11 protein-coding genes are annotated in these 13,749 nt (G+C 63.9%); 6 read left to right on the top strand and 5 right to left on the bottom strand.

Annotation, left to right across the window (positions count from 1 at the left end):
• Positions 1-638: 638 nt before the first annotated feature.
• Entirely contained in the window at positions 639-869 is a 231-nt protein-coding gene (locus ACTS2Z_RS05340) for a hypothetical protein (protein ID WP_442572189.1), read from the bottom strand.
• Between the two features lie 207 nt (positions 870-1,076).
• On the opposite strand from ACTS2Z_RS05340, the gene ACTS2Z_RS05345 reads away from it, so the two are divergent.
• Positions 1,077-1,739: a recombinase family protein gene (locus ACTS2Z_RS05345; RefSeq protein WP_442572190.1), complete on the top strand. Its 663-nt coding sequence runs from the start codon at positions 1,077-1,079 to the stop codon at positions 1,737-1,739.
• Between the two features lie 19 nt (positions 1,740-1,758).
• Here ACTS2Z_RS05345 and ACTS2Z_RS05350 read toward each other — a convergent pair whose 3' ends face one another.
• From ACTS2Z_RS05350 to ACTS2Z_RS05360, 3 genes are all read right to left on the bottom strand, one after another.
• Entirely contained in the window at positions 1,759-2,652 is an 894-nt protein-coding gene (locus tag ACTS2Z_RS05350) for an RES family NAD+ phosphorylase (RefSeq protein WP_442572191.1), read from the bottom strand.
• A 604-nt stretch (positions 2,653-3,256) separates the two neighbouring features.
• Positions 3,257-4,852 (bottom strand): sulfotransferase family protein, encoded by a 1,596-nt coding sequence (locus ACTS2Z_RS05355; RefSeq protein ID WP_442572192.1) that lies wholly within the window; start codon positions 4,850-4,852, stop codon positions 3,257-3,259.
• A gap of 245 nt (positions 4,853-5,097) precedes the next feature.
• Positions 5,098-5,820 (bottom strand): DUF2059 domain-containing protein, encoded by a 723-nt coding sequence (locus ACTS2Z_RS05360; protein WP_442572193.1) that lies wholly within the window; start codon positions 5,818-5,820, stop codon positions 5,098-5,100.
• 361 nt (positions 5,821-6,181) lie between these two features.
• On the opposite strand from ACTS2Z_RS05360, the gene ACTS2Z_RS05365 reads away from it, so the two are divergent.
• The 4 genes from ACTS2Z_RS05365 to ACTS2Z_RS05380 all read left to right on the top strand — a co-directional run bounded on the left by ACTS2Z_RS05365 (position 6,182) and on the right by ACTS2Z_RS05380 (position 12,423).
• Positions 6,182-7,618, top strand: a complete 1,437-nt coding sequence (locus ACTS2Z_RS05365) for a hypothetical protein (RefSeq protein ID WP_442572194.1) — start codon at positions 6,182-6,184, stop codon at positions 7,616-7,618.
• Between the two features lie 123 nt (positions 7,619-7,741).
• The gene (locus ACTS2Z_RS05370; RefSeq protein WP_442572195.1) at positions 7,742-9,253 is read left to right on the top strand and encodes a hypothetical protein; all 1,512 of its coding nucleotides are present in this window, start codon (positions 7,742-7,744) and stop codon (positions 9,251-9,253) included.
• A gap of 191 nt (positions 9,254-9,444) precedes the next feature.
• Positions 9,445-11,196, top strand: coding sequence for a GspE/PulE family protein (locus tag ACTS2Z_RS05375; RefSeq protein ID WP_442572196.1), 1,752 nt, complete (start codon positions 9,445-9,447; stop codon positions 11,194-11,196).
• 27 nt (positions 11,197-11,223) lie between these two features.
• Positions 11,224-12,423 carry a type II secretion system F family protein gene (locus tag ACTS2Z_RS05380; RefSeq protein WP_442572197.1) on the top strand — a complete coding sequence of 400 codons (1,200 nt, stop codon included), beginning with the start codon at positions 11,224-11,226 and terminating at the stop codon, positions 12,421-12,423.
• Here the strand turns inward: ACTS2Z_RS05380 and ACTS2Z_RS05385 are convergent.
• Complete coding sequence (locus ACTS2Z_RS05385) at positions 12,420-13,187, bottom strand: class I SAM-dependent methyltransferase (protein WP_442572198.1); 768 nt, start codon at positions 13,185-13,187, stop codon at positions 12,420-12,422. The genes ACTS2Z_RS05380 and ACTS2Z_RS05385 overlap by 4 nt on opposite strands.
• Before the next feature lie 71 nt (positions 13,188-13,258).
• Here ACTS2Z_RS05385 and gspG point away from each other — a divergent pair, with 71 nt between their 5' ends.
• Positions 13,259-13,714, top strand: coding sequence for a type II secretion system major pseudopilin GspG (gspG, locus tag ACTS2Z_RS05390; RefSeq protein WP_442572199.1), 456 nt, complete (start codon positions 13,259-13,261; stop codon positions 13,712-13,714).
• Positions 13,715-13,749 lie beyond the last annotated feature (35 nt).

Raw genomic sequence — 13,749 nt, forward strand, 5'->3', positions numbered from 1 at the left:
CCGCAGCGCCTGCCTCAGAGGCGCTCCTAGAGGCTTCTAGAGGGGCTAGAGAGGCGCTCCCAAAGGGCGCGGTGCTGGAGGGTTTCTCCTCCGCCGTCGATAGCTCAGAGGGCCGCCCTGAGGCGACACAGAGGGATCGGTAAGAGCTATGCAATTCTGCACGGCGGAAGGGTGTCAGCCCTGCAAATCCAAAAGGTAGCGTATATGGAAGGGTCCCCCCTAGGTATACACATAGGCTCTGTCTCTTAGAGATGCGCCTAGGATTTGACCTAGGGAACCCTGAGTAGGTCTCAGCGTGGACCTAGGGGAGACGATGATGGAGGAGACCCCCTCCACCGTTACCCACTCAGAGCTTCCCATAGCAGAGCCGCAGTGGGACCCGGTGAGACTATGGGTGGCCCCTGTGCTGGAGCCTGGGTAATGACGGCGGAGGAGAGAGCCTTACACTCCATCTGTAGGCCCTCTTAGAGGTGCGCCAATGAAAGCTCTCCTTGACGTATCCGCCTGCCCTGTATCGGGCTTCGACCACGGCGGAAAAATCTGAGAGGCCCTCTGAGAGACGGGGAGAGGCGCGATACCCCCCCTATGGCTCTCTGTCAGCCCCTCAGAGCGTCTTGGCGGCGCACAGGGCGGACGCCTTAAGCCGCGCCCTCCAGAGCCATGAGCGCACCCTCTACGGGCTGGAGCCGGGCAGCGAGGGAGACAAGTGCCTCCTCTGCCCCAGCCTTGATGCCCTCCAGAGCGTCCATGGCTGCGTCGATAGCGCCTGACTCTGCCTCCAGTGCCCGTAGCAGGGCGATGGCCTCTGCCGTGTTCTTCTGCCCGGCCTCTGCCAGCCGGTGCGCAGTCTCGATATGCGTCTGTGTCATGGTCATCCCCTTAGCCAACGATGGCGGAGGAGGAGCCTAGAGGGATAGAGAATGCAGTCAACCCATTGTAATCATTGACCCAACGTCGGGTCCATCTCCAGCCCTCTAGAGGGCTAGCCTTTTTGTAACGAACACAACCAACATTGCAAAACGTTACAGACGGTGCTAGAAGGCCTCTCACAGTCAGCCATGAGGGAGGCCGGAGCCATGCTCCAGTTCGTCATCTACCGCCGCGTCTCGACAGAGGAGCAAGGCCGCTCCGGTCTGGGGCTGGAGGCGCAGGACAGAGACATAGCCCTGTTTCTGGAGACCTACGCCGAGACCCCCTTCGAGGTCATCGGGGAGTTCACGGACATCCTGTCCGGCAAGGGAGATGCCCGGCCTCAGCTACAGGCCGCTCTAGACCTAGTGCGCAGCCGGGGGGCAACGCTCCTAGTGGCCAAGCTGGACCGCCTCAGCCGGAAGGTCTCGTTCATCGCCTCCATCATGGACGATAAACGGGTGAACCTACGGGTGGCCTCTATGCCCTACGCGGACAAGTTCTCCCTGCACATCTACGCCGCGCTGGCGGAGCAAGAGCGGGAGTTCATCTCCCTTCGCACGAAGCAGGCCCTAGCAGCCGCCAAGGCGCGCGGGGTGAAGCTAGGGGGTGACAGGGGCAACATCGCCCAGATCAACGCCGCGAAGCGCGCCAAGGCCGATGCGTTCGCAGAGACAGTCGAGGGGATCGTAAAGCCTCTCAGGGAGCGCGGGGCGACACTCCGGGAGATCGCTGAGGCCCTCAACGCCGCTGGGGTCCAGACACGGGGCGGAGGGCGCTGGTATGCCAACACCGTGAGCCGCGTGGTGGCGAGGCTGGAGGCGGCGTGAGCGCGCCTACCTGTCTTTTTTATCCCGGCGAGTTCTTAGATGATGGCGAAAGGGCTTCGCTTGATGTCCCGACTTCGAGGTTGCTTTGCAAGGACGTCAGCAATGTTTCCGGGAACTCCGTTGGAAGTGGGCTGGGAGGGTGCAGGTGGACTTGAACGCGGGCGACCTTCTGAACGTATCGCTCTCCGAATTGGCCAATGCTGGGATCGAATAGAACGACATTCTGCCCGCCTGCGACCGCGCTCTGATGGACTAGCCCGTCAAAACCCGCAGCTTCGAATGCCTCCGCGATAACTTGCGTCGGAGCGTATTCTACGGACCGTTCTCTAAAATCGCCTGCGACTGGCGAAGCAAAAGCCCGCCCGATAGCAGCCCAGACGCCAAGGTCTACGCCAGCGGGTCCGTCCGTTGTGTCTGGTAACAGGTCGCGGAACACAGCTACTTTCGTGGGCCGAACAAGGCGCACCTCCGCAATACTAACGCCAGCGCCCTTGTAGGCGCGAACTTCTGAAGCTGCGGTTTGAACATCTGTGCTAAGGTAAAGCCTCGCGATGTTGGGAGGATTGGCCCGCCCATGAGAAACCAACGCAGGATCAGGCTTCATTCGCTCCTCTGGAAGAGGTTGAACAGGAAATCGTCTTGGCTGACGGAAGTGCCAGCTCGATTGTTGTTGCAGGACCTTTGGCGACATCACCACTGCGCGGTAATAGGTTGTCTCCGTGTCGAGTAAGTTCACTTTCCCCTCCGCGTAAGACACTAAGCTGTCGAGGAACCTTTCACTCGCAAGGCTGATCCGATAGCGACGCCTACTCTTTATCTCGTGCTCAAAAGCAAAATACGCGGCGGCGTTGGCGAAATAGTCACCCGGAAAACTGCCGCCCAGTAGGGTGCCTAACAAACCGTGCCGTATCATCTTGCTACCCTCTGGATCAAACCTTCGAATGAACGAAGATGCCATAGGTTCACAGCGGCCTGCCAGCCAAATGGACCATCTGTTTAGCCTTTAGGCCTGACCGACATCACGATGACGGCAATGTTCATCTACGCCGCCCTCTCAGAGTGTCCCCGCTGCGGACGCCGGGCAGGCATGAAGCTGGACCCTCAGATGCCCTCCGCCGAGGCGGTGGACCTGTTCTCTCGACTGCGCAGGAAGGCCAAGTGCGCGGAGTGCGGCTATAGGCCCGCGATAGAGGCCCTGTGGTCCGGCCCGGCTAACACGGTGCCAACTCCAGAGAGCGAGGCGGAGCGCTGGGCGGGGCTGGAGAGAACCTACGTCCACCATTGCGGGAGCCGAGGGGTCATTCAGGGATGGGCGCGGCATAGCCCAGCCTAGGCAACACGCCTTCCCCGTTGCGAGTTGCCGCAAAATGCCCCACAAACTGTCCCACAAGAAACCGGGGACAGTTCTTGGCGAGCCTTCTAAGCCTCTGATACATAAGGCACATGAGGCGGGGTGGTATCGGGGATGGCTGGTCTCTCTCCCGCTACCATTCTCCAACATCGTGAAGTTTGCAGGCTCAGCCTTCGTGCTTGCGCCGTCCTGCCGGGCGGCCTTCGGCCAGCCCATGGCGGACATAGTGGGCGAGCGGATCGGTGCCCCGGCGGGGCAGGTCCGGATTGACCGCGCGGTATTCATCGGCAGAGAAGACGCCGGCGCGTTCCAGCCGGGCGCGGGCCCGCGCATCATGCCAGGCCAGCGGCATCAGACGGCGCACCGCGCCGCCAATCCCGGCATTGGACGGCACGAACACGCCCAGCGCCTTGCGCAGCCAGAGCACGATGGCGCGGGCTTTCTCCAGCTCGATGCGGGTCTGGGCGAGGCGGCCTTCCAGCTCCGCGCGGGCAGTGCGCTCGGCCTCGAGCAAAGCCGTGGTGTCGGCCAGCGAGCCTTCCAGCGACTGAACGCGTGCGGCGGCGTTATCGCGCGTCTCGCGCGTTTCGCCATGGGCGGCGCGTTCCGTCTCCAGATCGGCGCGAACCTCTGCCAGTTCACGCGCGGTGAGATTGCGCATGTGGCGGGTATCATCCAGCTCCTGCGCGACCGCCTTGGCGTCCTCAAGGCGGGCCTCGAGGGCGGACTTTTCCGTTGCGGCGTCTTCCAGCGCTTCGAGATGGTCGCTTTCGCGCTCTATCGCGGCGCGTCCGCTGGCAATGATGCCGCCGAACACGCGCGCGGCCTCGTCCATCTCGGCGCGGATCGCGTCAAGGCGGGCAAAGTCGGCTGCCGTCTCGCCCTCGCGCGCCCAGCGCGTCAGGATGCGATAGGCCTCTCCCACCCAGGCGGGCAGGGTGGGGTGGGTATCGAGCGCATCGTCTGCAATCGCGTGATGGCGGTGGCCGTCGCTCAAATAGCTGGAAATGGCGCTGCGTGCCGCCGGACCATTGCCGGGCCAGGAGAAGCCGAAGGCTGATTCTGTGCGCGCGATCACGCTTTGCCAGTCGGCCAGCAGATCGTCATAGGTGACGAAGACGCGCGTCAGCCCGCGGCTCAGCCGTTCCCCGTCCAGCACATGGCGCAGCCAGAGCAGCGCGCCATAGGCGGGGTCAAACCCGTCCCGGCGCTGCATGGAGCCGGCAACTTCCAGCGGATGGCGCAGCGGCACCACGGCCACGGCGCGCGTGTTCTGCGCTTTGAGCACATCCAGCCAGAAGGGCAGGATGCGGCACAGGCGCGGGTCTTTGAGCGCATAGAAGCCGTTTTCGCCGAACTCTTCGGACAGAAGCTCCTGCGCCTCGCCGAGGAAGGATTTCGCAGGCGGCGAGCGATACCAGCTTTCTGGAAATTCCAGCCAGTCATCCCAGGCCGATCCGGCAGAGGCCAGAAGCCGGGTATTGAGCTGGAAGATGCGCACCGATTCCCAGTAGCCGGTGGGATTATTGGCATTGGCCGCCATCAGCGAGGCCGGCACCTGACAGCCCAGAAGGTTCAGCACGCGCGTGAAGGCGCTAGTGCCCGAACGGTGCATCCCCAGCACCAGAACGCAGGTGCGCTCCCCCTTTGCGGTGGGCTTTGCCGCCCTGGGCGCACTAGCGGGCTTTGCAGCAGGCTTGCGGCGGGCGGGTGTTGCGGGCTTCGCAGCGTCGTCGGAGGCGGGGGCAGGTTTGCGCGGCATGGCAAGGGATCCTGAATATACAAGGAATGCCAGAGGGAGGGCCGCCGACTGTCGGGTCCGGCGAAAGGCAATGCAGGTTACCGGAGATTGCGGGGCGGGCCACCCCACCGCAAGGCCAGCCTGCACAAAAATGTCAAAAACGGAAAATTGTCAGGATTGGCAAAGGCGTCGGGCGCCTGTTCGCAGGCCGGTCAGGGCCGGATGCGCCGGGGCGGACTTGCCGCCCCGGCATCATCCCTGGCGGATTATTCGCCCGCGCTCTCTTCGGTCAGGTCGATATCGGCTGCGCCGTCTTCTGACGGCTCTTCGCCGTCCTGGGCAGGCAGACCAAAGGCCTCCGGGCGCACTTCGCGCATCACGTCGTTCTGGACGCCGCCGACGACATTCTGCAGCACCTCGCCGATCCCGGCATTCGCCTCTACGGCGAGCGCGCGGTATTTCTGCCCGGCCTCGCTTTGCAGGAAGCCGACAATGGCTTCCATTTCCTCGACCGTGAACAGGCTGGCATAGACGCGGCCAAGCCGGGGCAGCACATCCGGGCCGTACTGGCTGGCCACTTGCGGCGCCAGCGCGTCGATCTGCGCCTGCTCTTCCTCGGTGAGGTCCTGATAGTTCATCGGGATGCTCAGCTTAACGCCATCCACGATGTTCTGCTCGATGGCGGACAGGAAGTCCTCCGGCGCGGTCTGGCGCACGATTTCCTCACCCAGCGCCTGGCGGGCATTGCGCTCGGCTTCGGGCAGCTCGTCAAAGGACATGGCAAGGGCTGGCGTTGCGCCTTCAGCCGCTGCCGGGGCGTCCTGTTGCGCGACATCTTGCTGCTCAGACCCGGTGCGGGCGTCCGCACCTGCCTCACAGGCCGTCAATGCCAGCAGGATGGCCGAACCGGCGGCCAGGGCTTTCAAACGTTCCAGCTTCATCGGTGTTTCCCTCCAGTAGATAATCGCGAAATCCTTGAGCCATTGCATCCATCTCCAATCAAAACGTGGCGTGCATCCGGCCGGTGGGTGCGATATAGCAAGGGCTTCGCGACCGCAAGAGAGGCGCCCTTGCAGCGCTAGCGTGCACCCGCGCACTCTTCTATTCTGCGTGCGTGGCACAAGCGCAACACATTGTGCCCGCACACCCCGCGCGCGTGCATAATCATGCCAGTTTGCAGGCACTTTTGGATTGACGCGTGTGTGAGCGAGGCTTTAAGTGATGCCCGTTCGGCGCTCTTTGGAACTTCTGAGGGGGCGTCCAAACCGGCGCTCTGCAGGCGCCAGTGTCTTCAGGGGCCATGCGCGCTGAACAGCCATGGCTGTAAACCACTTAGGGGGAACCCGAATTATGAAACTTGCTCACCTTCTGGCTGGCGTTGCTGCTGCTGCCGTTCTCGGCGGTGCTGCTTCGGCCCAGTACACCCACAACACCCAGTACGGCGCGGCTGTTACCACGCAGACCAACACGCTGGCCCAGCGCTACTTCATCGCTTCTGAGCGCAACATTGCGTCGCTGAACTCGGCCACCCTGACGATCGGTATCGCCGCTGCTGGCGCCACTGCCGCTCAGTGGAACAACCCGGGTGCGGCCACCTTCACGGTGACCCTGCAAAACGCCGTGTTCTCGTCGGCCGTGAACTCCACCGCCCTGACGGCGGCGGGTGCAGCTGCTGGCTGCCTGGCTGGTGACATCACCGTCGCTTCGGGCGGCACCGTGGGCAGCGCCTCGGTTGCGTTCTCGATCGCGAACGTCGCGGCTTGCAACCAGAACCTGAACTTCGTGTCGGCCAACGGCGTGCAGCTGAACGCCACCAACGCGAACTTCAACACCACCCTGATCCGTCAGCTCGATGGCTCGTCGATCAATGGCGGCGCTGGCACGACCAACTCGGCCACCAACGGCGCCTTCATCCAGCAACTCCCGGGCATCAGCTTCGGCGCCACCGCGCCGCTGCCGATCCGTCCGATCCTGCTGGCCGCCCCGACCTACACCACGATGGGCGCTCCGTCTGCTCCGTTCGACCTCGTCGTGCGTAACGGCTCGAACCTGGTTGGCGTGACCCCGGTTGCGGTCAACTCCGACCTGACCGGTGCTGGCGTTGGCGTCGTGGCTTCGGCTGCTACGGCTTCGCTCGTTCTGCAAAGCACGACCGGCCTGAGCATCACCAACTCCACGATCGGTGGTAACCCGTTCGGCGCGACCAACTCGTCGAGCATTGTCGGCACGGTTAACACCCCCGGCGTGACGAACCTCACGGTTGTCGTGAACCCGTCGGTTCCGGCTGGTGCCATCCAGACCCAGAACGTCGCTGTTCAACCGGCTGTGACCTTCGCTGCGGCTTCGGGCTTTGCGGCTCAGACCTACAGCGCGCAAACGGTTGGCCGTCTGACCCGTCAGGGCCAGCAAACCCAGGCCTTCACCTGGGTTGGTGACGGCACCACCACTTCGGCCATCTCGGTCTTCCGTCACACGGGCGTTCCGGCTTCGGTTCCGGGCATCCGCTTCATCCTGAGCAACGCCACCAACGGCGCGTCGTTCAACGGTGAATACACGGTTCCGGCTGGCGCCGTGACCCGTTCGGCCGGCGGTGAAGTCATCACCACCTCGCTGAACCTGTCGCAAATCGCGGGCAATTTCGGCCGCGCTGACGTCGTCTGGGTCTTCGACCTGGCCCCGGCTTCGCCGATCAACACCCAGCGCTTTGTCCAGGCGCCGAACGGCACCCTGGCTCCGGCGCCGGAAGAAAACGCCCTCCGCACCAACGCGGTCGCAGCGTTCAACTAGGACCTCTGGTCTCAGTGGACTTCGGGAAAGGGCGGCCTCTGGCCGCCCTTTCTTTTTTGACTGGCCTGTATTTCTCCCGTCTAATGAATCTGAAATCAGGGATTATCGGGGAAATCGGAAATCATGAAGTCAGGTCAACTCATTATGGGCGCAGCAATTGCGGCCCTTCTTTCTGGAGCCGCGTCGGCCCAGTACATCCAGACAACGCAATACGGGTCTGCCAGTACAAATACCATTATTCTGGAAGGAGCGAATCCCACTGCGGCTGGACGCTATTTCCTTGCCAGCGAGTTTCCTATCGCCGGGCAAAATTCTGCCACGCTGAACATCAACATCGACGGGGCGAGGACGGATACCGGCGCGAACCGCGTCCAGTGGGACAATCCGGGCGCGGCGACCTTCACAATCAATTTGCAGAACACGGTGTTTTCTTCAGCGGTCAACGCAACGGCCCTCACAGGCCGTGCCGTACCGCAGGTGGCTGCTGCACCCCTCGAAGCGGCCCCGGCCGCAACAGCGGGCTGTCTTGCCGGTGATATCACCGTCACCGCTGGTGGCACGGTGGGCAGTTCCAGCGTGTCCTTTACCGTTGCCAATATCGCAGCCTGTGGCCGGCGCCTGAACTTCTCATCAGCCAATGGCGTGCAACTCACTGCAGCCAACGCCAATTTCACTACAGGCCTGACGCGCCAGCTGGACGGCTCAGCCATCAATGGCGGGTCCGGCACGACCAGCTCGGGCACCCACGGTGCCTTCATCCAGCAGGTACCAGGCATCGATTTTGGTGGGCCGACACCGCTGCCTGTTCAGCCCATTCTTTTCGGCGGGGCAACGCCCTACGACAATCTGGGAGTACCGGCTGGCATTAACTTTACCATCTTCTCCGGTGGTGCGCGGGTGAATGGTAACGCCGTGGCGGTATTCGCCGATCTTACGGGCACAACGATGGCCGGGCTGGCCAGTTCGGCGACTGTGTCGCTGGTCCCACCGGAACCGGCTGGTCTCAGTATCGCTGCCTCGACGTTCAATGGCACCCTTTTTGGTGTGGCTAACGCCGTCGACATCACGGGGTTCGTGAATTTGGGAACTGTCATCTTCAGCCCGTCGGTGAGTGTTGCCAGCGCTTTTCCTGGCGCGCCGATCCAGAGCCAGACCATCTCCATCCAGCCAACGGTCACTTTCACCACGGCGTCAGGAATTGCACCGCGCACTTACCCGCCTGTACCGGTTGTGCGCCTTTCCCGTCAGGGCCAGCAAACCCAGGCCTTCACCTGGGTTGGTGACGGCACCACCACTTCGGCCATCTCGGTCTTCCGTCACACGGGCGTTCCGGCTTCGGTTCCGGGCATCCGCTTCATCCTGAGCAACGCCACCAACGGCGCGTCGTTCAACGGTGAATACACGGTTCCGGCTGGCGCCGTGACCCGTTCGGCCGGCGGTGAAGTCATCACCACCTCGCTGAACCTGTCGCAAATCGCGGGCAATTTCGGCCGCGCTGACGTCGTCTGGGTCTTCGACCTGGCCCCGGCTTCGCCGATCAACACCCAGCGCTTTGTCCAGGCGCCGAACGGCACCCTGGCTCCGGCGCCGGAAGAAAACGCCCTCCGCACCAACGCGGTCGCAGCGTTCAACTAGGACCTCTGGTCTCAGTGGACTTCGGGAAAGGGCGGCCTCTGGCCGCCCTTTCTTTGTGCCGACGAGGCGCAAGCAGAGCCGCGTCCTGCCTGTCTCTTGTCAATTCCCATCTCTGGCCGCACAGGCCATGATGTGGCATGAGGATTGCGCAAGGCCTGCCAGTGTCTGGCGGACCGGCAAAGGGACCCATCATGGATCATCGCCGCATCGGGGAAATTCTGCTGGAGGACGGCGCGCTGACGCAGCGCGATGTCGATGCAGCCCTGCGCTTCCAGGAGGAGGTGGGCGGTCTTTTCGGTCAGGCCCTGATGCGCCTTGGCGCGGTTTCCGAAGAAGTGTTGCTGGCTGCGCTCTCGCGCCAGCTCGATCTCGCCATCCTCGCCGCGCACCAGCTTCCCAATGAAGCTGCCGCCTATCTGGAGGCCGGCGCCCGCCTGAACCTGTCGTTGCGCTGGCTTCTCGCGCATGAATGCGTGATCTGGTTTGAAAGCCCGGACGGGGCCGGGGCCGGCGGCGCCGATATCTTGCACATCTTCACCCGCGATCCGCTGAGCGCGCCCTTGCGCGAGGCACTGGAGCGCGTGTGGGACGGGGCGTCTGTCTACTATCTCGGCTCCAACCGGCTTCTCGATTCTGCCCTTGCGCTCGCCCGCTCCGAAGGCGCGGCAGACGAATGGATGGGCGATGATGCCGCCCGCCTGCGCGAGCTGGCCGAGGAAGCGCCCGTCATCGACTTCGTCAATGGCGTGTTCGAGGACGCGCTGCGCCAGCGCGCCTCCGACATCCATGTCGAGCCGTTCGAGCACCATTTCCAGATCCGCTTCCGCATTGACGGGGTGCTGCGCGAGGTCCAGACCCTGCCGCGCGCCCGCTTCGATGCCGTCGCCAGCCGGATCAAGCTCCTTTCCGCCATGGACATTGCCGAGCGCCGCCTGCCGCAGGACGGCCGCCAGTCCGTGCGCTTTGCCGGGCAGGACATTGACCTGCGCGTCTCATCCCTGCCGGGAGCGTGGGGCGAATCGCTGGTGCTGCGCCTCCTGCGCAAGCAGCAGAGCCTGCCTAGCCTTGAGGGCCTCGGGCTGACGGGGCGCTCCATGGAGGTTTTCCGTGACCTTCTCGAGGAGCGCAATGGCGTGATACTCGTCACCGGCCCGACCGGTTCGGGCAAGTCCACGACGCTCTATCGCGGCCTTGAACTGGTCAATGACGGCGCGCGCAAGATCATCACCATCGAGGACCCGGTCGAGTACGATATCGACGGCGTGACGCAGGTGCAGGCCCGCGCCGATATCGGCTACACCTTTGCTAGGGGCTTGCGCGCCATACTGCGTCAGGACCCCGACATCATCATGATCGGCGAGATCCGCGACGGCGAGACCGCCGCCATCGCCACGCAGGCTGCGCTGACCGGCCACCTTGTCTTTTCCACCCTGCACACCAATTCGGCCCTGTCGGCGGTGGAACGCCTTGTCGATCTGGGCATCGAGCCCTTCCTCGTCTCGGCCTCCCTGCGCGGCCTGATGGGCCAGCGCCTTGTGCGCCAGGTCTGCCCGCACTGTGCCAAGCCTGCCGATATCGAATCGCGCCTTGAGGGCGAACGCCGCCTGAACGCCGCCCGCGCCGCTGGCGCGCGCCTGCCGGTGGACATGGGCGCGGCGAACTGGGTCGAGGCCGAGGGCTGTCATCACTGCGCCGACCAGGGCTATCTGGGGCGCATCGCCGTCTATGAAGTCGCCCGCCTCACCGGTGCCATGCGCGAAGCGGTCAATAACCGCGCGACCGAGGCGGACCTGCTCTCCGCGGCCCGCCAGGACGGCTATATCACCATGTATGAGGATGCGCTGGCCAAGGCGGCGCTGGGGCGCACGACGCTGTCGGAAGTCCTGCGCGTGTTCGGTGCCGCCGCCCACACCCGCGCGCCTGTGCGCGCCTCGGCGGAATAGTCCGGCAAGGACAGGGAGAGCGTCTCCATGGCCACATTCCGCTATCGCGGCCTCGATCCTGCCGGTGTGACGGTAGAGGGGCGCATTGCCGCGCTCGACAGTGTGGATGCGCAAAAACAGCTGGAAAACCAGTCTATTGCGCCCTTCGAGCTGACAGAAGTGCGCCCCGATGCGCGCAAGTTCACCCGCAACCGGGCGCGCCCGGCCGACCGCCAGCGCTTCATCCGCCAGCTCGCCGTGCTGATCCGGGCCGGCACCGCGCTCCTGCCTGCCATCGATTCGCTGATCGCCGACGAAACCTGCCGCGAACTTGCCATGGAGGGGGAGAATATCCGGCGCGATCTGCGTTCCGGCGCACGCCTTTCCGAGGCGATGATGCGTCACATGCCGCGCCTGCCCTCTTATGCCCCGCGCCTTGTCGAGCTGGGCGAAACCACAGGCCAGCAGGCCCGCGCGCTCAATGACATTGCCGCCCAGATGGAGCAGGATCTGAAAGCCGCCGCCGAGGTGCGCAATGCGCTTGCCTATCCGGCCTTTCTCGCTTTTGCAGGCCTGACCGCCATCATCTTCATCTTCATGTTCGTCGTGCCACGCTTTGCCACCCTCATCGGCGATGACCGCTCGGCCATGCCAGCTTTCTCGCGCTGGCTTATCGAGACGAGCCTGCTCTTGCGCGAAAACGCGCTTGCGGTGGCGGTGATTGCCGGACTCGCCGTGCTCGCCATTGTCATGCTGCTGCGCAATCCTGCGGCGCGGGCTGCGGGCTACCGGTTGCTGGAATCCGTGCCGGTCATTTCCACCTTCCTGCGCGCCTCCGACATTGCCCGCTGGGCGCGTATTACCGGCACGGCGCTGTCGGGCGGTTCAGGCCTTGTCGAGGCCTTGCAGCTAGCCGAGTCGGCGGTGTCCTCGCGCACCCGGCGTATCGGCCTGCAGGAGGCACGGCGCGCCATCCGCTCCGGCGATGCCATTGATGTGGCTCTGCGCACCCATACCGATTTTGACGCGATGAGCCTGAACCTCATCAAGACAGGGCGCAGTTCGGCCAGTCTGGACGAGATGCTGCTCTTCCTGGCGGGGATCTACGAAGACGACTCGCGCAATCGCGCCAAGCAGGTGACGGCCCTGGCCGAACCGCTGGCCATCGTCTTCATTGCAGGCGTGATCGGGGCCATCGTGGTTGGCCTCGTGCTTGCCATGACCAGCATGTACGATATCGCGATCTAGCGGCCCGCGCGCCAGCGCTCCATCGGGTGGCCATTGGTATAGAGCGGCTGGCCGGCAGGCGGCAGGCGCCGCTCGTCCCTGGCCACGAGCGCCCAGCGTGCGCCCGGATGATACCAGTCTACATCGCGCCAGATCAGCCCGTAGGCCGAACACACCATGTTCAGCCAGTCCAGCGGATAGCTGACGCAGCCCGGATAGGTCCATTTTTCCATCGGCAGGCTGTCATCACCGGCCGCGTTCTGGAAATAGCTGAGCATCACCACGCCATCATCGGCGAGCGCGCGTGCGGCGCTGGCCAGAAACCGTTCGGTATCTTCCGCGCCCGAATGGGTGATGATGGACTGCGCCATGATGAAGTCGAACGGCACACCGAAAACATCACAGTTGAAGCTGCCATCACCGGAGAATGCCGGGCGTTTCAAGGTCTTTATGTCCATGCCGGCCTCGCGGCGCAGGCCCTCCTCCATCAGCCAGGTATTCGGATCGATACCGTGATAGAGGCCGGGGCGCAGGAACGGCATCAGCAGGCGGCCAAGGCGCAGCGAGCCACACCCGAAATCGAGCACCCGGTCGTTCTCATCGAGGCCCAGCGCCGTCATCAGGCTGAATTGCAGGAGTGATACCGGGCCGAAGCGCTCCACCGGGCCGACATAGGCGCGATAGTGATGGTCTCCGGGGTTCAGCGCGGCAACATCCGCGTCTGCGCCTGCGGCGTCTGACGGGGCTGTCTGGCCGCCGAAGCGCCGTAGCAGATTTTGCAGCATGATGTTCCCCTTGACCCGCGATGCTATGGTATGGCTGTCTCGATAAGGCTTTGCAGCAGGATTTACGAACAGTGTTTACAGGGATTCAAGTTCGCAAGGCGATAGAGCGGCGGCTCACCCGGCGCCGGCCCGGCTATTCGCTGATGGAGATCCTCGTCGCCGTCGCGATCATCGCGGTTCTGGCGACGCTTGTGGCGCCGCGCCTGTTCTCGCAGCTCGACAATTCGCGCACCACGGCAGCCGCGACCCAGATCCGGATGCTGGAAACGTCGCTGGACACGATGCGTCTCGATATCGGCCGCTACCCGACAGATGCCGAAGGCCTGAACCTTCTCGTCGAGCCGTCCGAGAGCCTCGAGCGCGTCTGGAACGGCCCCTATCTCGATAGCGGCCTGCCAGCGGACCCGTGGGGCAACCCCTATCGCTACCGCGCGCCGCAATCGCCCAATGACCGCGGGCGTGTTTACAGCTATGGCGCCGACAACGAAGAAGGCGGGACCGGTCCCAACGCGGATGTCGGCCTCTGACCTGTCCGTGCGCCGGCCGGGCTATACGCTGATCG

Origin of the sequence: Glycocaulis sp., assembly GCF_052168375.1 — a bacterium.
Taxonomy (GTDB): Bacteria; Pseudomonadota; Alphaproteobacteria; order Caulobacterales; family Maricaulaceae; genus Glycocaulis.